The 24,005-nt window shown below is 37.0% G+C and carries 21 protein-coding genes; 1 reads left to right on the top strand and 20 read right to left on the bottom strand.

Annotated features, from left to right (window positions below):
- Positions 1 to 19: 19 nt before the first annotated feature.
- The 17 genes from AC1DDK_RS19015 to AC1DDK_RS19095 all read right to left on the bottom strand — a co-directional run bounded on the left by AC1DDK_RS19015 (position 20) and on the right by AC1DDK_RS19095 (position 18,352).
- Complete coding sequence (locus AC1DDK_RS19015) at positions 20 to 1,078, bottom strand: ATP-grasp domain-containing protein (protein WP_172662603.1); 1,059 nt, start codon at positions 1,076 to 1,078, stop codon at positions 20 to 22.
- Entirely contained in the window at positions 1,014 to 1,619 is a 606-nt protein-coding gene (locus tag AC1DDK_RS19020; protein ID WP_337715979.1) for a hypothetical protein, read from the bottom strand. The genes AC1DDK_RS19015 and AC1DDK_RS19020 overlap by 65 nt, the downstream gene beginning before the upstream one ends.
- Positions 1,603 to 2,808 (bottom strand): pyridoxal phosphate-dependent aminotransferase, encoded by a 1,206-nt coding sequence (locus tag AC1DDK_RS19025; RefSeq protein WP_172662601.1) that lies wholly within the window; start codon positions 2,806 to 2,808, stop codon positions 1,603 to 1,605. The genes AC1DDK_RS19020 and AC1DDK_RS19025 overlap by 17 nt, the downstream gene beginning before the upstream one ends.
- 11 nt (positions 2,809 to 2,819) lie before the next feature.
- The gene (locus AC1DDK_RS19030) at positions 2,820 to 3,980 is read right to left on the bottom strand and encodes a glycosyltransferase (RefSeq protein ID WP_337715977.1); all 1,161 of its coding nucleotides are present in this window, start codon (positions 3,978 to 3,980) and stop codon (positions 2,820 to 2,822) included.
- A 33-nt stretch (positions 3,981 to 4,013) separates the two neighbouring features.
- On the bottom strand, positions 4,014 to 4,691 hold the full coding sequence (locus AC1DDK_RS19035) for a class I SAM-dependent methyltransferase (RefSeq protein WP_172662599.1): 678 nt from the start codon (positions 4,689 to 4,691) through the stop codon (positions 4,014 to 4,016).
- A gap of 11 nt (positions 4,692 to 4,702) precedes the next feature.
- A complete protein-coding gene (locus AC1DDK_RS19040) occupies positions 4,703 to 5,803 on the bottom strand; it encodes an O-antigen ligase family protein (RefSeq protein ID WP_246269694.1) in 1,101 nt (366 codons plus the stop codon).
- Between the two features lie 132 nt (positions 5,804 to 5,935).
- Positions 5,936 to 7,015 (bottom strand): glycosyltransferase family 1 protein, encoded by a 1,080-nt coding sequence (locus AC1DDK_RS19045; protein WP_172662597.1) that lies wholly within the window; start codon positions 7,013 to 7,015, stop codon positions 5,936 to 5,938.
- Positions 7,012 to 7,608, bottom strand: coding sequence for a sugar transferase (locus AC1DDK_RS19050; RefSeq protein WP_172662596.1), 597 nt, complete (start codon positions 7,606 to 7,608; stop codon positions 7,012 to 7,014). The genes AC1DDK_RS19045 and AC1DDK_RS19050 overlap by 4 nt, the downstream gene beginning before the upstream one ends.
- A gap of 11 nt (positions 7,609 to 7,619) precedes the next feature.
- Positions 7,620 to 8,861 (bottom strand): DegT/DnrJ/EryC1/StrS family aminotransferase, encoded by a 1,242-nt coding sequence (locus AC1DDK_RS19055; RefSeq protein ID WP_172662595.1) that lies wholly within the window; start codon positions 8,859 to 8,861, stop codon positions 7,620 to 7,622.
- 59 nt (positions 8,862 to 8,920) lie between these two features.
- Positions 8,921 to 10,027, bottom strand: a complete 1,107-nt coding sequence (locus AC1DDK_RS19060) for a glycosyltransferase family 4 protein (protein WP_288884253.1) — start codon at positions 10,025 to 10,027, stop codon at positions 8,921 to 8,923.
- Positions 10,021 to 10,878 carry a glycosyltransferase family 2 protein gene (locus AC1DDK_RS19065; RefSeq protein ID WP_337715975.1) on the bottom strand — a complete coding sequence of 286 codons (858 nt, stop codon included), beginning with the start codon at positions 10,876 to 10,878 and terminating at the stop codon, positions 10,021 to 10,023. The genes AC1DDK_RS19060 and AC1DDK_RS19065 overlap by 7 nt, the downstream gene beginning before the upstream one ends.
- A 26-nt stretch (positions 10,879 to 10,904) precedes the next feature.
- Positions 10,905 to 12,074 carry a DegT/DnrJ/EryC1/StrS family aminotransferase gene (locus AC1DDK_RS19070; RefSeq protein WP_172662592.1) on the bottom strand — a complete coding sequence of 390 codons (1,170 nt, stop codon included), beginning with the start codon at positions 12,072 to 12,074 and terminating at the stop codon, positions 10,905 to 10,907.
- Positions 12,071 to 13,513 carry a lipopolysaccharide biosynthesis protein gene (locus tag AC1DDK_RS19075; RefSeq protein WP_337715973.1) on the bottom strand — a complete coding sequence of 481 codons (1,443 nt, stop codon included), beginning with the start codon at positions 13,511 to 13,513 and terminating at the stop codon, positions 12,071 to 12,073. The genes AC1DDK_RS19070 and AC1DDK_RS19075 overlap by 4 nt, the downstream gene beginning before the upstream one ends.
- 10 nt (positions 13,514 to 13,523) lie before the next feature.
- Positions 13,524 to 14,525, bottom strand: coding sequence for an acyltransferase family protein (locus AC1DDK_RS19080; protein ID WP_172662590.1), 1,002 nt, complete (start codon positions 14,523 to 14,525; stop codon positions 13,524 to 13,526).
- A 16-nt stretch (positions 14,526 to 14,541) separates the two neighbouring features.
- A complete protein-coding gene (locus AC1DDK_RS19085; protein WP_172662589.1) occupies positions 14,542 to 15,069 on the bottom strand; it encodes a UpxY family transcription antiterminator in 528 nt (175 codons plus the stop codon).
- Between the two features lie 194 nt (positions 15,070 to 15,263).
- Entirely contained in the window at positions 15,264 to 17,558 is a 2,295-nt protein-coding gene (locus AC1DDK_RS19090) for a GumC family protein (RefSeq protein WP_337715971.1), read from the bottom strand.
- A gap of 29 nt (positions 17,559 to 17,587) precedes the next feature.
- Entirely contained in the window at positions 17,588 to 18,352 is a 765-nt protein-coding gene (locus AC1DDK_RS19095) for a polysaccharide biosynthesis/export family protein (RefSeq protein WP_337715969.1), read from the bottom strand.
- 272 nt (positions 18,353 to 18,624) lie between these two features.
- Here AC1DDK_RS19095 and AC1DDK_RS19100 point away from each other — a divergent pair, with 272 nt between their 5' ends.
- Positions 18,625 to 19,476 carry a universal stress protein gene (locus tag AC1DDK_RS19100; RefSeq protein ID WP_337715967.1) on the top strand — a complete coding sequence of 284 codons (852 nt, stop codon included), beginning with the start codon at positions 18,625 to 18,627 and terminating at the stop codon, positions 19,474 to 19,476.
- Here AC1DDK_RS19100 and AC1DDK_RS19105 read toward each other — a convergent pair.
- The 3 genes from AC1DDK_RS19105 to AC1DDK_RS19115 are packed head-to-tail and all read right to left on the bottom strand — an operon-like array spanning position 19,470 to position 24,004.
- Positions 19,470 to 20,726 (bottom strand): DUF2264 domain-containing protein, encoded by a 1,257-nt coding sequence (locus tag AC1DDK_RS19105; RefSeq protein WP_337715965.1) that lies wholly within the window; start codon positions 20,724 to 20,726, stop codon positions 19,470 to 19,472. The two genes, AC1DDK_RS19100 and AC1DDK_RS19105, sit on opposite strands and share 7 nt — an antisense overlap.
- Positions 20,723 to 22,171: an alpha-L-fucosidase gene (locus AC1DDK_RS19110; protein ID WP_337715963.1), complete on the bottom strand. Its 1,449-nt coding sequence runs from the start codon at positions 22,169 to 22,171 to the stop codon at positions 20,723 to 20,725. The genes AC1DDK_RS19105 and AC1DDK_RS19110 overlap by 4 nt, the downstream gene beginning before the upstream one ends.
- A 48-nt stretch (positions 22,172 to 22,219) precedes the next feature.
- Positions 22,220 to 24,004 (bottom strand): RagB/SusD family nutrient uptake outer membrane protein, encoded by a 1,785-nt coding sequence (locus tag AC1DDK_RS19115; protein WP_337715961.1) that lies wholly within the window; start codon positions 24,002 to 24,004, stop codon positions 22,220 to 22,222.
- Position 24,005: the final 1 nt, after the last annotated feature.

Genomic DNA, 24,005 nt, shown 5'->3' on the forward strand with positions numbered 1-24,005 from the left:
AGGAAAATTAATTGAGAACTTAATTTGCTATGGAATCTTCCAGGTATGCCTTTACCTGTTTATGCTTAATATCAAAAACAACATTTACGTACTTAACATCCCATGAATTAAATAAGCTGAAATGCTGCTTATAAAAGGCATACGCTTTTTCCTTTAATTCCATTTTAGGATTCGGCTGATAAAATGGACTAACTTCAAGATAAATAGGCTTAGTACTCAGGTCATCGTTTTCCCAGGTAACATCAAAAGCACCGGTAGTGATCTTCAATGATTTAAAGGTTTCTATAATGTGTGCTCTCCACTGTTCCGGAAAGAAATCAAAATCTACCTTACTTCCATAACTTGTCGAAGTTGGTTTCCATTCTTCATTTAAATTTATTCTCCAGTAATGGAGCAAAATCTCTCCTTTAACCAAAATAACCCTTAGGTCTTTTCTCATATTAATCAGCTCCTGTGCTATAATATGCTTGTTTTCTGCCACAAATTTCTTGTTCGAAACAAGGTCTGAAAGATCTTTTATAGATGATATTTTGTATAACCCTTCTGAAGATGAGGAATGCTCTGCTTTGATAAGAAAAGGGAAACAGATATTCGCTTTTACCAAGTCTTCAATTGATTCAAAAATTCGTGTTTTAGGCTCATTAACACCCTCTACATAAAACACTTGATGCATGTAGGTTTTATTTTCCCATAACATGGTCTCGCTGTGTTTGGGAAATACTGAATTTCCCTGCTGTTCAAGCTGCATGGTAATATGCGACAGTATATGGGTATAGTTATCAAACTTGTATATATTGTATCGATTGCTAATGGAAAAAAAAATCTTTTTGTTATGGTATTTCCCAATGGCCAGATTAAACACAATTTTTATTCTTTTATTTTCTGCTATCAGCCCAGCAATAGTTGCCATATCCCATATAAATGCATCTGATCCAAAATACTTAATAGATCTAAAGGGAATCCAAACTAAAATATCACTACTAGCATCATGCAGTCTCCAGAGTTTTAGCCATTTAATTGCTACTATAATTCTGATGATACGCGCTATTCTCTTTAGTACCTTGGTTACTTGTTTCATAAGCTGAATTAATTAGTTCTATTTCTTTAATACCTAAGTATTTTATAGGCATTTCCTTCAATTTCAATATTACCTTTTCATATAATTTCATTACTCCAGACTCATGACCATAACTCAAATCGTCTATATAAACTACAGGCACGCCTCTGTTTAATAGTTCATTTATATAATCAAGCTTGTCTTCAGCCTTCCTTACCAGAATTACACAATCAGCCTTCAGGCCATTTGCTGCCAGCCATTTACGTGTCGAAAAGTAGTCGAGGTAGCTTCTTGCGGATATAAATATTACTTTCTGCCTGGTTCTGGTTTTATCCAGTATAAAATTCCGCATCCCAATAAAAATCGATAACGATCCATATCGGTGGTTTTCATTTCTATAAACATAATCTTGTAGTGATGGCCAGGTATCGGCAAGGGTATTATCTATATCAACAAGGTATATCTCCTGATTTTGGACGGCATTTTTTATAGACCTTCTAAAACGATACCTGAAATACAAATTACAAATCCCAAAAACTATTGCTTTAAACAACCGTTTCATTTACCAATTTCAAAACGTCATTCATCTGAATACATGCTTTTATGCTTTGAATTACATAGTCGTTTTCATCTTTTGAACGGGATGCTAATCTTATAAACTGTCCCTTTAAGCCAATTTTATCATCACATGTTCTTACGTAAATGCCATAACTTATAAGCAGTTTGGCTACAAACTCTGTAGATTTTATGCCTTCCAGTAACTCAATAAGTACAAAATTGGCCATGCTTGGGTAAACTTTAATATTTGGCAACTGTCTCAGCTCCTGTATAAATTCCAGCGTCTCAACAATATATTTTACCCTTACCTTATCATATCTAAGTGCAAAATCCGCTCTTGTATACAATCGAAAGAAATATTCGGCAAAACCATTTGAATTCCACAAATAACCATTCTTTAATAAAAGATCAACATATTCCTTTCTCATCACACCATACCCGGCCCTTACACCTGCAATCCCAAAATCCTTCGACATGCTTTTTAGAACAATAACATTAGGATGTTCTTTAACAAGATGAGATAATGATACCAGCTGATAAGATTCACTTTCATATGCGAAGTGAATAAAGCTTTCATCTATAATAATATTGTCAACAAATGAAAGCTCTTCTATAATCCGCTGCACATCAGCAGCTTTTGTATAACCACCATTTGGATTATTCGGGTTAATCAATACTATGGTGTCTGGCTTATTTTGTTTAACAAATGCAATGTATTCTTCTACATCAAGGTTGTAATTATTATTCTTTGATAAATTATAATACACCACCTCCACACCATCCTTAACATACTCATAATAAGATGAAAAGGTAGGTATTGTAATGATAATCTTCCTTTTGGTAAAATTATGGATAACAGCTTGAATGATTTCAATAGCTCCATTGCCAATAAAGATATTCCCTGAATCAATTTTTAAGAAATCAGCTAAAATCTCAGCAATTACACCATTTTGAGAGGGATAACTCTCCAATAAATCTCTGATATTCCCAGTATGAAGTATTTCCTTATTAAAATACTCAATAAACAAATCCGTTGCATAAGGATTAGATAAAAAGCAAGCATCTACTTTAATGTCTACCTCTGGGAGTTTTTGTTTGAATGTAAAGAAACTAGGTGAATGGGAGCCTGCCTCATTCTTTAATACCTCAATTTTCTTTACTACTTTGAGTTCGTCACTAGTAAATTTTATCATCTCTATTTAAGTTAAATCTTAGTAATCATCTGGTACCCTTTCACCATGTTGCTTTTATCCGAGATCAACATTGTAGAATAGGTTTTTAAATGGGCATTTGCAGATGCCTGGATATGGTAATTTAATTTGAAGAATAACCTTCCGTTTAGTTTGATCATTTTTTTATCAGGATGATAAAGCGCTTCTTTTAATACATCGTAATAACTTTCTACACTTACATCTTTACTTAGAAAACCGGTTTTTCCATGTCTGATCATCTGACCAATCCCCCCTACAGGCGTGCAAACTGGAATACAGCCAACCGATAAGGCTTCGATTAAAGAAATTGGCATTCCTTCGAATATGCTTGAAAGACAAAATGCATCGGCTATACTTAAATAATCCACCACATTATGCTTTCCACCTATAAATTCTATGTATGGATCGTTACCAACCAGTTTCAGTAAATGCTGATATAAATGCTTTTCTTTAACCTCTCCAATAATGATCAGTTTGCATTTCTTGTCTTCAGTAACATTAAATTTCTTTACAGCCCTGATTAATAAATCCTGATTCTTTTCCGATACAATTCGTCCTACATGAATTAAAATAAAAGCGTCTTCGCCCTCCTTGTATTTTTCATTTAATAAAGGATATTCATCAGTTGTTACCAGATCCTGTCTTCCATTTTCAATTAAAATGTCATTATCCAGCTGATAATAATCTCTATAAGTTTTCTTGCCGTCAAATGAGATCGTAACAGGTTTCACCTTATTTATTTTATACCAGAACTTTCTAAAGGTTTTGAGTATAAAATTTGGACATTCCGCCACAGCGATATTATGAATGGTATGAAAGAACAACGTGTGCTTGCTAGCCAATAGATATAAGGCCAGATATTCGAAGCCATTTAAATGAGAGTGTAACACATCAGGTTCCTCCCTATTCAACCATTTGGTTAAGCCCAAAAAAGCCTTTAAGCTAAATCCTCTGCCTTTATTGAAAGAAACGTAGCGAACATTCTTATGAATATCTTTCACAAATGTCTCTTGTGGATCATTCCAGCAGATAGAAACCAAATAAACTTCATATTGGTCATCTTTAGCAAGCTCATTACACAAATCAACTACGAAGCGCTCTGCTCCTCCCTTAGTTAAATCACCTATAAGGTGCATTATTTTGATTTTCTCCATTGTTATATGTACCTGGAAATCCGATTCAAAAAATTATTTCGTTGCAATACCACTTAGTATGTATCTTTTTCTCTTTGGGATGATGAACTCCAATAATCCATCAAGGTGTCCTAAAAGGATTCTTTGCTTTTCAGTCCTACCAAAGCAGCCAAAAAAACCTGTTGTTGTATATTTGATTGTTTTGAATGCACTAAATAGCTCTTCTACCTCATTTATATCCAGATAATTCCATCCAGGGGTACCATATTTCCTTCTCAGAAACCGATGGAGATTAGTAGCGGCCAAATTTTCTGTGAAAAGCAGCATGCCTCCCGGCTTCAGGGCACCATAAATCTCATTTAGCGTTTTTGCTTTATATTCATTTCTATTATTCTGGCTAATCCCACCCAGGATAGATTTAAATACGATAATGTCAAATTGGTTCTTAAAAGGAATATCCGTTGCATCCAAAGCCGCATACCTTATATTAATGCCACATTCATACTTACAATGAATTTCACCTGCTATAGGCTCCGGATTTTTAAGATCCGTACATAGTACTGAGTTGCCTCTAAGTGCAAGCCAAAGTGATAGCCCACCACGTGCCGCGCCCAATTCCAAACATTGTGTACTCTTCTCGTTTGCTGGCACATTCTTATCCAGATAATCAATTGCCCTCCACCAGTTTGTAATATCCCAGTCTATGATATCTCTAATGGTTTCCTTATCCATATCATTCGGCTTTAAATATGGGTTACAACTACATCCTCATCCAGATCAGCTTCTCTGTTCAGCAAAAAGTTTAAGTGCAGAATCGCGAAATACAGGAAAAAGGTAGGGCCGTTTGCGCTAACAAGCCATGAGTTGTGCGACAGTGAATTGATGGAAACGGCAATAAATGAACAACAAAGACAAATCATCAACGCATATTTCTTCTTCTTAACATTTCGAAATGCATTGATAATGATCTTTGAAATCTTATAATACAATCCGGCCAATATTCCCAAACCCAAAAAAGGTCCGACATAGGTAAGAAACATCAGGTAGGCATTGTGCGAAGTAATCCCCGACGAGAACACCTCATTACGATAAGTAACGTCTGACCAATCCTTCCCATAAAATATAAGCCCATAAGGATAATCCGAATAGATTCTTAAGTTTTCAGCAGCCAGGGTTGATCTATTGTATTCCTCCATATTATGTTCATTCTTGGTAAGAATGTTATTATAAGAGTCTGTATTATCTTTCAAAATGTATGTGTAGAATACAAAAGCTGCACAAACAGCAAACACCACAATAAAAATCGCTTTGTAATTGTAATACAATATCAGGAACAAGAATACCGAGAAAACAAAACCTACAAATACCGAGCGTTGCATACCCAGATATATAAACAGTAAACAAGCCAAAAGACTAACTATTTTAATAACAAGCGCTTTGTCAAACACTAGAGTAAAAATCAATAGAAATGGAACCAGGGCGGCCAATTGATAACCAAAGTTAAATTGATATGTTGCTATTCCCGAAGGACTCTGCACGACCGGTTCTCCCATCAGCATCGACCTTAGATTATTTATTTCTGATAAATAAAATGGATTAAGAACCATTACAATTGATGAAAATGTCAGCAAGGCAAAAAAAATATAAACAGAAATCGTAAATCGCTCTTTATCTGCACCTACAAAATAATTAAAGTAAAGCGCGCACATTCCAATGCATAAGGTATTGGCCATAAACACCATGTAATCTGAAAAACCAATCGCATTGTACAAGAAAATAGCGCCCCCAAGAAGAAGAAGCTCCGTTTTGTACAAAAATCCTAGCCCATCTTTTTCCCTAAACAAAAAAATAAGTGGTAAACAGAAAATAAGAGGCGTAGGGATTCTAAATAAATTTGTCATAAAAACCCCGAACGACAGGCTGTATAAATACAACACTATAAATACAACTGCAATTAATTTCATATGCATTATAAGCTATTCTATGTTTTGTTTAAAAGTTTCTATAAAACCTTGGGAATCATTAATCGCATTAAAATATTTCTCCTGGCCATTTTTTGCGATGTGTTTATAATCATCATAATGAGCTGCCATGTGTTCAAGGCGAGCCTCAAGTTCTTCTAAATTCCAATTAACAGGAACATAGGTTTCGTTTTCTATAAACAGATTCGGGTAAGTTTCAAGATGATTCATAAGCGGTTTAATCAGTACCGATCCAGAAATAAACGTTTCAAAATCCCTATAGCAAATTTCACCCCAGCCAAATGGACTGATACTAAGTTTCGAATCCCTTAGTTCTTTCCAATATCTGGCTTTGCTTACATTCCCACCACTTGCTATTTGCAAATTCAGGCGATCAAAAAGACTTAAAACATGGTTTCTTTGATAAGAGATCATGTTTCTATTCCCATTATCTTTATGGATTGTTCCACGAAAAGCCAAATCATATTTCCTGTCTTTATCGTAAGTAGATAAATGAGTTGGGTAAACCCTATAACTCAAATAATTACTTAATCTGCTCATTTTATACCCAAAGTATCTGTAATCATTAAACCCGATATTCCAACCAAGTTTAATTTTATGAAGTTCCGCTTCGGGGCAGGGTACAAAAGTTGTTTTTTGATCATCCGAAATTGTGTTTAGCCATATCCTTAAGTCATTTACCTTATTTGAAACGGTATAGTAATCAAGGTTTTTTAGTCGCTGTTTTTTCATAAAAACATCAACAAAAGATATAATTGGAAAGTCGCTGGATCCGGAAGAGTCCGCAGCATCAAACCAAATCAGTCTACCTGCTGTTCGTTTCATTTCTGTTAAATACATAATCAGTTCATTCTCATTTTTAGAAGATCTGGTATGTATGTTTTGCCAGCCATCCGCAAAATACCGCGAGTGCAATAGCAAATAATCGGCGTCCCTTAATCTTTTATCATTGTGATCATAGTAAAATTCTACTTTCAAATCATGCTCAAGAAGATTCTTTTTCCAGCGATAAAAATGATGTGATTCGCCATAAAATCTTTTTGATGGCCAATCCAAAACTTTCAATATTTTCATCTTCTAATTATACTTTTCAGGGTATATGAAATGATCTTCAGATCAACCCAAAGGTTGTGGTGATCAATGTATTTTAAGTTCTGAGTAATCTTTGAAGGGATAATGGTGTTAATATAAAAACTCTCTGGGTCTTCGGCTGCTGCAAGCAACTCGTTTTCATCTATATATTGAATGGATGCCCAATCTGTAATGCCCGGTTTTACACTAAGTACTTTTATTTGAGAGGCATCGTACAATTCAACATATTTAAGTACTTCCGGTCTGGGGCCAACAAAACTCATTTCTCCCTTTAGAATATTAATAAGCTGTGGAAGTTCATCTATTTTATATTTCCTTAGCCAGCATCCAACTTTGGTAATACGCGAATCATGATCTCCAATAGTCAACAAACCGGCCCTATCTGAATCAGTATACATCGTTCTAAACTTTATCAGTTTAAAATTCTTCTGATTTAAGCCTACCCGAAGTTGCTTGTAAAAAATGCTCCCTTTTGAATCTAACTTTAAAAGAATAACAACCACAATAAACATTGGCGACAAAAAGAACATACCACCCAATGAGAACACGATGTCAAACACCCTTTTCGCAATCATGTTATATGATTTTATGATAACACTTTAACCAATTTATTGATTTCAACAACCTGATGAACAGCCCCTATAACAGATTCTATAATGAAATCGACCTCCGGATCAGAGAGTTGAGGATATATAGGCAATGAAATCTCGCAGGCGAACTGTTTATAGCTATTAGGATAATTTTCTATAGCATATCCAATGCTTTTGAAATACGTAAGCATCGGCATTGGTATAAAATGTACATTTACGATCACTCCCCAGTTTACCAGGCTTTCAATAATCTGATCTCTCTCAGCCTCGGTAATTCCTTTAATGCGCAAAGGGAAAAGATGATACGAACCTTCTCTTATTTCGTCTTTACCGGTTGGTTCAATAAACCAATCATAAGATTTAAATGCGGCACAATATTTTAAGAAAATATTTTTACGGAGTGGCAGCAAGGTATTACTGTATTGTCTTATCTGGGCCAATCCAATTGCAGCGCAAATATCGGGCATATTCATTTTGAATCCTTTAAAAAGAATATCATATCTCCAGTTAGCTCCTTTTGATTTTGCAAATGCATCTTTATTCTGTCCATTTAGCGAGAAAATCTTCAAAAAACTATATTCTTCCTGGTTGTCAAAAGGAGGAGGCAAATTCAAACAGATGCAGCCTCCTTCAGCAGTTGTAATATTCTTAACGGCATGAAAAGAAAAAATAGTAACATCACATTTCTGTGCGGCAGGCAGTCCTTCGTAGGTTGCACCAATAGAATGTGCTGCGTCAGACATCAATAATATCCTTCCCAATTCAGATTGTTTTGCTGTAACGGGTTTAAAAATGCTTTTTATTGCCGGATCATTTACAATTTCACGCAACTCGTTATAATTACATGGTAAGCCTGCAATGTCAACCCCAATTATTGCTTTCGTTTTTGATGTAATCTTACTTTTCACCATCACCGGATCAATAGTAAAATCGTCTAAAATATCCACCATCACAGGTATGGCTCCACAATGCAAAACGCATAAAGCGGTAGCACAATAAGAGTACGCTGGCACAATCACTTCATCTCCGTCGCCTACCCCAAACCATTTCAGCATCATAATTGCTCCAGAGGTCCAGGAGTTCACGCAAACTGTGGCTTTAGATCCCGTTAAATTCAACAACTCATATTCCAGGGCCTTAACTTTTGGTCCCGAAGTGATCCAGTTGGTACGAAGAGAGTCAAGCACTTCATCAATCACTGCCTGATCAATAAATGGAGGAGAGAAAGGTATATTCATATCTTTAAGATTTTAACATTTGGTAAGACTAATAGATTGGTTATTAAACCCTTATGGATTTAAACATGAGTTAGTATTAATTTTTCCCATTTTGCGAAAGTGTTTTCGGGGGAGTTTGTCTGATTAATTAATTGAGCATTTACAGACATTTTTATTTTAAGAGCAGGATCACTCATGGTTCTTTTAATTGCTTCAGAAAGGTATTTTATATTGTTTGCTTTAACCAACAAACCGTTTTCCTCATTTTCTATAATATCAGAAGGTCCAAACTCACAATCGGTAGCCACACAAGCACAGCCTAAACTCATTGCTTCCACAAGTACATTGGGATATCCTTCGTTTCGCGATGAAAGCACAAACATTTCTGCCTGCCTGTAATAATCCTGAAGATTTTTCTGATAACCAATCAGCTTCACTCTATCACTTAGATCTAAATCTTTGATTTGTTTCTCCAGATTTTTACGCTCCCCCCCCTCGCCAGAAATCAAAAGATCTACATCTTTCATTTCCAACCTTTTAAAGGCTTGTATTAATAGATCAAATCCTTTTTGGTGATCTAACCTGCCTACGCTAAGAATGAATTTACGAGGGTAAACTCTTTCTGTACAGGCGGCGCTAAACTGGCTGACCGGATTATTTATTACTTCAAAATTGCTTAGTGCACTAAACGATTTGTTCTTTCTAAAGCCATCAACCATTCCTTTTGAAGGAACAACGATCGCTTTGGATTTACTATAAACCCTTGCCGACAACCATCTTAAGAAATGATTAAGTTGATTTACGGTATAGTCTGGGGTAATGCGTTCAGAAACCAAATAAGGAGTCCTTAAAATATTACAGGTAAGTCCCATCCATATATTGGCAGAGGTCATAAAAGATATCACGCAACTTGGTTTTTCTTTTATAAGGATAAACAGCAGCTTAAAAAGAGTAACTCCACCATACCAAAGCCTAAAAAAAAATGATTGGTTTCGGATATTGGTCACAAGAGAAATGATTTTTATTCCCTTCTCTAAGTGATAAGCAGGTTTAGCCTCATTCAGGCAAACCATTGTAACATCAAAGCCTTTCTTATAAAAGTAATTGCCAAGGTTCGAAATTACACGCTCCGCTCCGCCTCCAAAAAGGCTGTTAATGGCAAAAATCAGTTTATATTTTCTTACCATAGCGAGGTAATTGTTTGGAATGCATTATTGAAATTGAAATACCGTATATCAAACAGGAAATATTGTTTAAAATAAATTTTCAACAGCTCTCTTTTTTGAAGTGAAGAATACTTGAAATTCTTGATTGTGAGGTTAAAATCGCTTATCATTCTTGATTTTCGGATCTTCGGATCTATCATACTCCATATCCCGCCGGTATGGTGCCTGTAGCATGCCATCACTTCAGGTAACACATAAATCTTTTTACCTGTATTTGAAAGCGCATATAGTTTCAAAAGCGTATCTGTACCATAAGTTTCGAAATACCAGCTTTGTTCTGCTACGCCCGTTACCTGTTTAATGTTTCTCATCATCAAAGAGCAGATTCTTGTCTCTTCTCTTTTTCCCAGCAAAACGTCTTTGTAGTCAAATTCCAAACTTACCGGCAAATCTTTAACATAAACAAGCTTGTCAAAATCATCAATCACTTCACTATGGTGACAGCAAATCACATAATCATCATGAGCTTCCAGAAAATCTACCTGTTTCTGTAGTTTAGAGGCATCTGTCCAAAAATCGTCTCCATCGCACATCGCTATGTACTTTCCTTTTGCGCGTCTTACCACGTCAGTTTGGTTTCTTATCGCTCCTATATTGGGGTTATGGCTAATCAGTTTGATCAAATCTGGATACCTTGCACAATAGCTTTCAATGATTGCTTTTGTGTTATCTGAAGATTTATCTTCACCAACCAGGATTTCAAATTTAAAATTGGTTTCCTGCATCAAGAAACCATCTAAAGCCTGAGCAATATACTTTTCGTGGTTATACGTGATGCAACATACTGATACCATTAATTCATGTGTAGGCATAGCTATATTATTTTTTATTATAAGGATTAGACAGCTCCATTTTGTAAGCCGGCGAATACAGGCTTCAGGTTATTTATAGGAATCACATGATTCAATCTTTCGATCTCAGCCGGACGATCATAATTTTGTACCCTTAAAATTATCCTTGTAATCAGGTCCAGGTCACTGGATGTTAAAGTATGATACAGTGGTAAACAAAGAATCCTTCTTGACACTGAATCGCATACGGGCATATGAGGTGAGGTAACAAAAGGCAAAGTAGAAAGAGATGGGTAAAAGTATCTTCTGCAATACACCTTTTCATTCTCCAGCGCCTTTAAGCATCTCAGCATTAAATCTTCACTGTCAAACAATACAGGGAAATACGCATAATTGTAATCAAGGTTTTCATTCAGCTTTGGATACCTGGCCTCCAGATTAGCTAAGGCTTTCCAATAATAAAATGAAAGCAACCTTCTTTTGTCTAAAATTTCATCGATCTCTTTCAGGTTGCATAAACCCATAGCAGCATGAAATTCACAGTTTTTTCCATTTATACCCAACTCAGAAAATTCATCAGGCCCGTCGTGCCCAAAGTTTCTCATTAAGGCCATCTTTTTCAATAAGTCAGGGCATTGAGTAAATACGGCTCCTCCCTCAATGGTATGAAACACCTTGGTTGCATGGAAGCTTGTTGTACTCACATCCCCATAAGCAAATACCGATTTGTTTTTATATTTTGTACCAAAGCAATGTGCAGCGTCATAAATCACCTTCAATGAATACCTGTCTGCAATTTCCTGTATGGCATCAATATCACATGGATTCCCATATACATGGGTAGCAAGAATGGCTGATGTTTGAGGCGTTATTGCAGCTTCAATTTTTTTAGGATCTATATTAAAAGTCTCCTCATCAATGTCTACAAATACAGGTTTGCAGCCTTCCCATACAATACTATTTGTAGTCGCAACAAAAGAAAAAGGTGTTGTAATAATTTCACCTGTCAGGCCAAGTGCTTTAATTGCAATTTGCAATGCAATTGTACCATTCGAAACAAACAGCAAGTGTTTAATTTCCAAATAGTTCTTGAGCTTCAATTCAAGTTCATTTACCAGTGGCCCGTTATTGGTAAGCCACTGACGTTCCCAAATGCTGTGAATGTACTCTTCAAATTCGTTAACTTTTGGAAGAAAAGGTTTGGTTACAGGTATCATCTCTTTAGGATTAATTGTTTAAAATCATGAATTGGTGCAAGTCTTAAAATTGAACTGCTGGCCAGATAAATCAGAGAGAAAAACAGGCCGTCTATTATAATTCTGGTAACATCTAATAATTGGAGTGTGCTGAAGCATAGCGTATCGGCCAGGTAGCATAATATTCCTGCAAAAACAGAGGTTGCAATCATTGGAATAATGTCAATAATCTGCTCTCCTATGGGGTAATTGATCAGTTTTCCGCTATAAATTGAGTTGATGTAATAACCTATAAAATTGAACATCAGCTGAAAATATAGTAAGCCATATATTCCAAAGGGGAACACGCACAAAATGCCAACTACACAAATTGATTTTTTAATAAATTCCAGTTTCAGTATCAGATCGCTCCTTCCCTTTACTTTTAATATGTTAAGGTTATAAGCATGCAAAGGATACATAATACCAGCAATGCATAAGATTTGAAAGTATGGTACTGCCGGCAACCATTTATCTGTAAACAGAAACCTAAATAAAGGCTCTCCTATTACGGCCAGCAAAATCAAAATAGGCGTATTCCAGAAAATAACCTGCTGCATTAATCTTTTATAAACCATTTTTAACCTCAAATCGTCATCGGCAATTGATGCGAACATTGGGTAGGTAACCTTATTTATTACTGCAGATATATTTGCAATAGGGAGCTGGCTAGCCGAATCTGCCCTCGAATAAAAGCCTAGTTGTACAACAGAATAATACTTACCAATGATTAATACATATATATTTCTATAAAGGATATCCAGTAATCCAGTCAGGGTCATTTTATAGCCAAAATAAAAGTGCCTCTTAAAGCATCGTTTACTGAACACAAAACTTGGTGTCCAGCCAGAATAAATCCAATGCATCACTGTGGATAAGAAAGACTGAAATAAACCCATCCAAACTAAACTCCATACACCGTAACCCTGAAGCGCCAAAAAAACGCCTAATAGTCCACCAATCAATACTGCAGGTATCTGAATTTTCATTTGAATTTTAAAATTCATCTCCTTTGTTAACCGTGCATTCTGCACTCCATAAAAGGCATTTATGATAAAATCTAGGGCATAAACCCTAAGAATCAGCGTCAGTACATCCTGATGGTAAAATGAAGCAATCAGCGGTGCAAGCAGGTAAATAATGGCATACAGTACAATACTTCCGCCCAGGTTAAAAAAGAAAACCGTTGAGTAGTCTTCCTGTCCCAGATCTGACGATCGTATTAACGACGATGCCAGACCGCTTTCTAACAAAGAATTACCTATGGCAATAAATACTGTTAGCATTGCGATAAGGCCAAATTCTGCAGGCAATAAAATCCTTGCCAGTATCATGGTAATGCAGAAGCCAATTAGCTGCACACTAAACTGCTGTGTAAAATTCCAGATTAACCCTGAAATTGTTTTTTTCTGTAAAGACATGATAAAGGGTTTATTTCTGAAAGGAACCTGAATACCTGGGTTTATGGAACCTATAGTTCCTTAAAAAATGAAGTATTGGTTTTTCCAAAAACCGGGTTACCAGCCATGCTATGGTTATCATAGAAATGATGCCTATAAAAATTACCAGAAACTCGTTAGAAATATATCGTCCTATTTTTCTCATCAGCACAAAACCTATGTTTTGATGCAGCAGATATAACGGATAGGAAATATAACCCAGAAACACAAAAGGCTTCCATGTTAGCAGCGTAAGCTTGTTATAAACAAATAAGTAGAACAAGCAAAATATGGCAGAGAACACTCCGAAACAAATCAGCGTTGGGTTTTCTATTACACCAGCTAAAAAACACACGCCAATCAAAATGTGTTCGCGCCAGTCCCCTCCATCAAATTTTATCTTGTAAAAAAGAATCCCCGCAAGAAAAAACATCCCATACTGTAAGTTCAGCAAATAAGCGCCAAAAGGTAGCGTAAACAGACTATTGCTTAACATCAGCGTTAGCCATATCACTGCAATTGTCCTCATTTTTCTCAGCAGCCTGAGTTGGAACAAGGCACCCATAAAAGCGTAAAAAAACAGTTCCGGTACCAGCGACCAGTAAGCACCATCAACATTTTTTATCCCGAAAACCCCTTGTATCATACTCATGTTCATCAAAAGAACCGGGATACTGTTTGTTTCCATTTTAGGATCCTGAGAAAGGTTTACAATTAAAAATGTTATAAAAACACAAATCCAGTAAGTTGGATAAAGCCTCGAAAATCTTTTATAAGCAAAATCTTCTAATGAGGTTTTCCCTTGAAGAGACATAAAGATTACAAAGCCACTGATCATAAAAAACAGTTCTACTCCGTAACGACCAATCTCCCAATCGAATTTTGAAGGATAATTATGGCCAAAATTCATTCTGAACTTAGATGTATAATGGAATATAACTACGTTAAGAGCGGCAATTCCTCTTAAAACATCCAGTTCTTTTAAGCGTACCATAATTCTGGGGTTTGTCTTAATTAATTAATTCAAGACTATTAATAGCAACCTTAGTGGTTAAAACACAACTCAGGCTATCTATTACTACTACTACTGTTCTTTCCTGAATTTTTATAACCCTGCCTTCTTTAAGGTTCATCAATCCCTCTTTAATTTTTACCCTGTCACCAATTTCCAAATATTGAAAAGCCATAACTTCAGTATCAGGGAATATTTCAAGACAACGTTTTATATCCTCTATAACACTTTCTCTAACCTGTGCCGGCTTTCCCATGTAATACACAAAGTTCATTACCCCTAAAGTAACCCTCACTTTAAGTTCCTCTCTTGGGTCTATGTATACAAAAACATAAGAATTAAACAGCGGAAGCTCTACTTCTTTTATCCTATCCGCCCATTTATTCTTTACCTTTCTTACCGGGCAGTAACTGGTAATACCTTGCAGTTTAAGCAACTCATCAACCTTCTTTTCCCATCTAGGGCGAGTGTAGATTACATACCACCTGCGTGGCATATTGGTTCTGATGGTGGACAGATTTTCCATAATTTTGATTTGAGATTATTAATTAGATTGTGGCCGGATACAGCTTCGCTACCTCACTTACATGATTAATTGCAGTTTTAGAGAAAAATCCTGTTGCACACCGTCCATTTCTTGAATATATCGGTCCCTTTTACCGATCTGTCACTACCCCCAACTCACCTAAACTTAATGTATCAGCTAATCCCTATATTAGCCTATCCCGGATAAGCATAGCCACCATAGCGGTAGGCATTCTTATTCTCTTTTTTAGCATCATTAAATACGATCATCGGATTTATTAATCTTCTGTTCTCACAGATCTCTTCAAATATTGCCAGATCTGCTTTGTTTGTATAATTGTACCGAACCAGATAAATACTCGAATCAGCATACTCTGCAAGCGTAAATGCATCAGCTACGTGCCCAATCGGAGAAGTATCCACGATAACATAATCAAACCGTTTTTTAAGCTCATGAAACAAAATTTTCAGTTTATGGCTCATTAGAATTTCTGCCGGGCTCTCAGATATCTCCCCGCAACCAATCACATATAAGTTATCCGATTGAGGGGCTTTTATCAAAATGTCATCAATAACCATGGTTTCCGATTTTAAATAATCAGATAAGCCCAATTTCGTTTTTATGTTCATGTTATTCAGCAAATCGGGCTTGCGCAAATCAAACTCCAGTATCGCAACCTTTTTTTCAACCAGCGACAAGGTAATGCCCAGGTTGATGCTAAAAAAAGTTTTACCCTCGCCTTTTGTGGTAGAAGTTACCAACAGAACTTTGTTGCTCTTATTCGTATTCATGAATTGCAGATTCGACCTGATGTACCTGAATAGTTCAGATATAGTGGTGCTTTTATCTTTATGAACTACAATAGACTCTCCTATTGCTTTATGACTAAGTTCTCCCAGAATCTTTCCATTTATAGCGATGTATTCTACATCATATATATCTTTCACCTTATTGTTCATTTTATCTTTAACATAGATTACAGAAAATGGAACAAATAAGCCGGCTATCATCCCCAGCATGTAAATCATTTGTACTTTTGGTTTTGCAGGAGTAGGATTGTATGCAGGTCTGTCTATGATTTGAGAAGTTGGAATAGTGGCAGACAATGAAAGTTCTGTTTCTTCTCTCTTTTGAAGCAGATATTGATAAAGCGTTGTCTTAACACTCTGTTCCCTGCTTCTTTCCAACAGCCCCCGTTCTATAACCGGAACACTATTTAATTTAGCCGCAAACTGCGATGATTTGCTGTTTAATTTATTTTTCTCTAAAGTTAACCCTCTTCTTATCATACTAAGGTTCTCTAGCAAGCTGCCTTTTAAGCTGGTTAGTTGCTCAGTAAGATTGATCACCAAGGGATTGCTAACGCTACTATTGCGTAACAGCTTTTGTCTTTCAATCTGCAGATTATTATATTTTTCTGTCAGATTTAGCAAGGTTGGATCCTTTAAACCCAATGTACTTGGCACCAATTCAAACTCACTATCTGCATTTTTCAGATAAGAAATTATAGATTGAATAAGACTCAACTGTACTTCGCTTGTCGACAGCTGATCATTATAATTACCCGACGACTGTAAGTTCATCTGTGCATCTGCACTCAATTCAGTAATCCTATTGTTTCTTTTGTAGTTTTCTACGTCTTGTTCAACTCCCGATAAATTACTGGTCAGCATTTTTAATTTACCATCAATAAACTTAATGGTATTTAAAGCCATTAAATTTTTATTGCTTACGTTCTCCAGGTTATACCTATAGATCAGCGTATTCAACATATCAACCCCGCGTTGAGGTATAGCATCCAAAACACTAAGAACAATTGTGTTAGCATCTTTAATTACTGGCAAAATAACCAGGCCACTGGAACTGTATGCCTGCGCTAACTGATAAAGATCTACAAAGCCAAAATGTACAGTTTTACCTGAAACCTCAAAGCCTTCCCCCTTTTGAACGACAATAGTGAATTGTGGGCGTGTTATTTTATTACCGAATCTGTAAATGGTTTCCTTGTCTTTTTCCCCTAAAACAAACTGGTCATTATTTATAGCTCTTAAAGTAAGCTTTAAGGCACGTGCTTTATCTGTAAGCTTATCTACCACAACTTCCATTGGCAGGTTTTTACCATACAATTCCTGTGTTTTTAAAGGAAGATTATAATGATACCTCACATTCATTTTAAGATCAGATAACACCTTATAAATCAAATCTCTTGACCGCATCACCTCCATTTCATCATCAACAGTTTTAGAGGTCTTAAACATATTCAAATCACTGAAAGCGGTTCCTTTTAACAGACCATCCCCTTTCGAGTCGTCCTGAACAAGCAGTGAGCTGGTGACCTTATATTTAGGTACCTGAGTTTGAAGATAAAACCACGCCCCACCTAAGCCCAGCAGTAGTGCAAGTCCAAAGAAATACCAATACTTAGCATATTTCATAATCTGAGCCTTTACGTCGGGGCTGTTCGTCGGATTTTGTTTGTTGTAAGCCATCACAATAAGTTTAAAAGATTAACACTGCCTTACTTATTCAAAAAAGTTGTCGCCAATACCGCCACAGCAGAGATTGCTGCAACAATTAGTGGCATTAATCGGTTGTTACTACTTACTTCAACTGATTTTGCTTTATCAGGCTCTACATAGATTACATCATTTTGCTTTAAATAGAAGTACGGAGAATTAAGCACGTCTTTACTATTCAGGTTTACCCGCTCCATCCTTCTCTGCCCATCCAATTCTCTTATCAGTAAAACATTTTCTCTTTTGCCGTAAGGTGTCATATCGCCCGCTAAGCCAAGTGCTTCGAGCAGATTTATTTTCTCACTGGTTACTGTAAAAGTTGAGGGGTGGTTAACCTCTCCGATTACGGTCACTCTAAAATTCATAAACTTGATATTTACAATGGCATTCTTCACATACTTATTAAGTTCAGATTCCATTAATGCCTGTGCCTGCCCTACAGTTAAACCTTGTAATTTGACTTGACCCAAAACAGGGAACTTCACAAATCCTTGTTTATTCACCCTGTAACCTTCTCTTTCGTATATTCCACCTACTGTTGGATTACTTGGAACAGAAGCAAATAAAATATTAGATTCGGGGCTGGTACTATTAACTGTAATACCCAGCACGTCATTTTGAAGTATGGTGGGCTCTCCGGCATCTAAAACCTGTGAACTACTTTCGCTGGCTCCTTTAAGATCACTGAAATAAACTAAATTTCTTTGTCTGGAACAGCTACTTAATATAATTAACATTAAGTAACAGAAGAGGTGTTTTAGATTCATAAAATATAATTTAAATTAAACACAATAAATGTTTGATTAAATACTATGATATGAATTTACACACTTATTATAATCCGTGAACCATACTTTAACTAGTTGTAAACCATTTTGTAAAAAGTTCACAGTTTATTGCACATACCTGTGAAATATCTTTCACAATAAGTAGTTATAAGTTTCTCACAACCTGTGTGATTACTCAGTCCTGCTTTTTAGAAAAGTAAAACATTCTGCTCACTATAATTGTTATCAAGAGGCGAATAGGGAGCAAATCCATGAAAACGATCATCATTGCCACTGATTTCTCTGCATCTGCATTAAATGCAGCACGGTATGCAGCATCGTTAAGTAAACAGCTTCATGCTAAACAAATCTTGTTATATCACTCCTATGAATTACCTGTTGCTACCGAGATTCCATTTCCTGAGAATAGAGATGCACACATTTTACATGAGAAAAGCATCACATCTCTTAATAATGTAAAAACGGCAATTTCGGATCTGTGTGCAGAAGATACCGCTATCGAAATCTTTACCGACGACAGTCCCATAATAATGGGCCTAGAACAGCTTTCAAAGCAATACCCCGATCCTTTTGTAGTTATCGGCATTACAGGGAAAAGCAGAGGACTTACCGCCTTAATAGGTAGTAACACAATAAGCATTGTTAAAAGCGTATCAATGCCCATTCTTGTTATTCCTAATGAGTCGAGTTACACAACTATAAAAAACATGGTGTTAAGTTGTGATTTGAAAGAAGTAAACGAAACCAGCCCGGTAAATACCATAAAGTCATTTATGCATGCTTTAAACACCAGGCTTCTCCTGCTAAACGTTGATCATAATGAATCAGCTCATTTTAATCCTGATCGCATTATAGAACAATATAACCTTCACAAGTTATGGGATAATGAAACTCCGGAATACCACTATACAGATAATCCGGACGTTGCATTAGGAATCATGGAGTTTGCAAAACAGTACGCCTCAGGTATAGTCATAATAGTTGCAAAAACGTATGGCTTCTTTGAGGGGCTATTTCATAAAAGCATGACAAGAAAACTTGCTTTGAATACGCAATTACCCTTATTAATATTAAAGGAAGTCCACCAAAAAGTCCATCAATAATCTACATGATAATCTTTTTGAAAAGACTTACCGCTCCAGGCGCTCTTTGCAGTCCAGTCTGCAGGTGCTTGTGTCCAGAACAAATTAGTTTCAGGTAAGCCCAATGGCAAAAATGAAAGCGTAGCCATATAAAGGCTACCTGTGGATGTATAGTAATCTGCAATATCTGGTTGATGTCCACAAAAACCCAGAGTTAGCCAGTTATTCTTATCAAAAGTTCCTGGTATACTATACATATTCTGTTTAACTTTTGTTAATGCACACCGAACTTGTGCTGGCAAAATAGATTCAGGAAGCTTTTCCATTAGGGCAATCTGACTTAAGGCCTGAAAAGCACCTGTCCTATAAGTAATGGAACGGCCAATTGGAGGGTAAGTACCTTCCGGAGAAATCATTCTTTCCTGGCCTACTGCATAACGTTGCATTCTGATTAATGCAAGCTCATAGCTTTTCTCTTCTGCTAGCTTATGATCAACTAAAATCCGAAGCGTATCAACCATCATTGGATGTATTACAAAGGAATTGTAATAATCAAATGCCAGATTAGGTCCATCGCCATACCATCCATCGCCTTTGTACCAGTCATTCAGGCTATCAACTCCATTTGTTATCCGGACATGGTCATATTCCTCTCCAATAGAAAGCAAAAATGCTTCCGTAATAGCGCCAAACAATAACCAGTTACTGTTAAATGGCTTTCTGTTCCTCAGTGATTTAAATGAGGATACGATCCGTTGCTTAGTTAATGAATCAAGAGGCTCCCATAAAGCCTTTGGTGCCCTTAAAAATGCCTGCGCCAGGTAAGCAGAATCCACAATAGGCTGATAGTCCTTTGAGAAATTTAAAAGATCGGGGCTTGATGGATCAAAGCATTTGTTTAAACCAGTAATAGCGTCTGCTCTCAGTTTTTTTCTCAATACAGCTTCCCTGGTATTGTCATCTGGCAGCGCAATCCACGGGGCAATCCCCGCATAAGTGCGACCTACCGCTTCAAGGTAGGTAACACTTAACGATCTGGAATCAAAAGTTGGCGACTTCTCAAGCGGCATATTTTTCTTCAATGTTCCGCTGGCCAGATTGGAAACCACCGGGCTGGCAATTTTATATAAAAGCTCGCACCAGTATTCCCGGTCATTCCTATATGGGCCTAAGCGATTAGCTTTGTATTCAGCAGCCAAAAGTTGTGTTGAACTCACTACGCCGGCTGCCGTTGCAAATGACATCGCTTCTATAAATTTTCTTCTTCTCATATTTTGGCTTTATCATAATTATTTTCACCACTGCGCTCCTTTTTCTTTGTTTCCAAAACAATCACAAAGGGTTTACTCTGGCTAGCGGGGTTGGCATAAACAAAGTATTCATTGGTGTGCACTTCTTCTACTTTTAAAACCTGGTTCTGGTCGGCAAGCAGATAAGATTTGGCAATCGCAGTTTTAGCAGGTAATTTAACACGATAAGCGCCTGATACCGGAATGTTAAAGACCACCATATATATCTTATCAATACGTGTTTTTTTTGTTGAATAGCCCCAGTCTTGCTTCTCTAAACCACTATATCCACAATTATATATTGCCTCATTGTTAACTTTCATCCAGTCGCCTATCTCCAAAGCAAGCCTTTTCTCCTGGTCACGGATAGAACCGTCTCCTTTGGGGCCAAAATTCAGCACAAAATTCCCACCCAATGAAACAGCTTTTGCTGTCATCTCTATTAACTCAGTTGAAGTTTTAATATGTCCCTTCCATGCTTTATTGTACCCCCATTGATTTTCTGGAATCGTCATTACGCAATCCCAGTCGTTTCCATGTACATCAGCAATCGTATTTGGTAGTTTACGCTCCCATCCTTGTTCATAATCTCCCATAAGTACGTTGTTCGAATCAAAATGGCGTTTTCCATATTCATCCGCTCTAAAACGACTGCCAATAATCAAACCAGGGCGAAGTTTTCGCATTTCGGCTTCCAGTTCATCAGCAAACTTCGCCTGCTTTATCCATGATTTATCCCAGGTGCCATCAAACCATAGTCCTTTAGCTTTTGGATACATAGTCAATAATTCTATTAGCTGATTACGTGTAAATTTTTTGAATCCCTCAAAGGCGATACTATCCGCCCTGGTTTTGATATCATACCGCCATCCCGGATGATTCCAGTCCATAATAGAGAAATATAAGATCACATCTATCCCTGCCTTATCATAAGCATCAACCAATGGTTTCATGATGTCTTTTTTCCATGGAGAATTGGCTACTGTATACGATGTGTATTTACTAGGCCATAAACAGAAACCATCATGGTGTTTGGTGGTAATGGTTACATATCTGGCTCCCATATCCTTTGCAATCGCAGCCCACTGATCAGCATTGAAATTAACGGGATTAAACTTATAAATTAGCGAATCATATGCCGGTTTGGGCATTTCATTCCAGGACCGGATCCACTCTGCGGCACCATTATATTGTTTACCATTCCATTCTCCACCCGGAATAGCATACAAACCCCAGTGAATAAACTGCCCAAGTCCATTACCTCTCCATTTTTGCATGATGGCATCGGTACGTTTACCCTCACGGTGTGAGCCATGTTTTAGTTTTATCTTTTCAGCATTCTGAGCGTAAACAGTGCCAGTAGTGCCTGCTATTAAAAGGAATAATAAATGTAGAATGATGAAGCTTTTAATTGGTTTTCTAACCATGATTCAGGGAATAATAGGTGTCTTTTCTTTTAATTAAATGGGTTAGTTTTATTTCCAGTTAGGATTCTGTACCAGATTTTTATTAAGGATCAGATCCTCGGTAGGAATTGGAAACAAATAGCCTTTCGTTTCGTCAAATTTGCGACCGGCCGGAATTGTTTTAAAATAAGGCAATATATATCCCTCGGCGCTTAAATAAATGTCCTTGTTAACCACTACTGTAGGGAACTGCGACTGAACAAATTTAATGCCCTCAACAGGAACATTTATCAATTTACCTGCCTTCCATCTCATCAGATCGTCCCAACGGGTATTTTCAAAAGCCATCTCTACACGTCTTTCTCTACGAATTTCTCTTAATAAAGGAGGAATTGAAGCGCCAACATAAGTTTGATAGATCCCATCCAAACGTGAATCTGCAGGCTCATTGCCTATTGTTAAATGCGGCATTCCTACACGGTCCCGCAATTTGTTAATTGTCTGATCAATAACAAGCTGATTCACTTCACCTAATTCATACTTTGCTTCAGCATAGTTTAACAATACTTCTGCAAAGCGAAATACGGGGGCAGCCTGCTGTCCATTGGTAACTCTTTCCCAATCCACAGGATTATTATAGAACCATTTGGCCAAACGATAACCAGTTGGACATTTATTGCCATTCATTCCCGGCAAGTTTGGCAATGGTGCATTATTCGCACCCTGTATGGTGGTATTAGCCAGATTGTAAGTTCCAAAATTGGCAATAGTTTGGGTTAAGCGCGGATCACGGTTTTCCATTTCAGTTTGGATCGATCCCTTTCCTTTGAACAACGGACTTGTCGAAATGGTTAAACCGTCAGCGCATAAATACTCGTCTACCAGGCTACGGGTAGCTCCAAACTGATGCCTTAAATTTTGTGCAAAATAACGGCTAAATGCGGCGCCGTAAGTCACTGCTGCAGAATACTCCCTCCACATAATCACCTCAGGATTGGATTTGTAAGATTCCGTAGCAAACAAGCTATTGTATACGGTATTGTAATCTCCCTGTACTAAACTGTATTTGTTAAGCAAGGCTTCAGAAGCTTCAGCAGAATATCTCAGAAACGTATTCGCATCCAAGCCCAGCTCTGTATGGTACTTTCTGTAGGTACCTTCAAATAATCCAATTCTGGATTTTAAGAACAGTGCCATATCCTTATTTAAACGATTTGTTTCTTCAGTACCTTTGGCCGGCAGGTAGTCTATGGCCCTGTTAAGCATAACCATTACAGAATCCATTACCTCAGCCCTTGGGGTTCTTGCGCCAAACAGCTCCGGTGAATTTATATTTAACGAATGTTGTATCCACGAAACATCACCGAATAGCTTCACCTTATTGAAATAGTCCCATGCTTTAAAAAAATAGATCTCTCCTAAATATTTGTTTGCTATATTATCCGGAAGACTGGCACGCTTATAATTATCTATAAAGAAGTTCAGCTGTCTCACACCTTCAAAATTCCATCCACCGGAACCGCTTCCACCAGAAAGATAGGCAATGTATTCATCGGTACCTACTTTAGAATAGGTAAGCGGTGCGGCATTATCCGTAATTACATCCCCATAAACCAAGGTATTCACATTTACACCATATGGCTGAACCGTACCATCGGCAAAATCGGTTCCAAATCCTACAATGTATTTTGGGTAAAGGCTGTTTGCATACAGCTTTAAGTCGTTCTCGGTTTTCCAGTAATTTTCATCAGTGATCTGATCCAAAGGATAGCGGTCTAACAGATTCTTTTTGCATCCAAAGAGCAGCAAGCAGGCTATTACACCCAGTGTATATATTTTGATATTGTTTTTCATG

The sequence above is a fragment of the Pedobacter sp. 05T44 genome, from assembly GCF_056395985.1.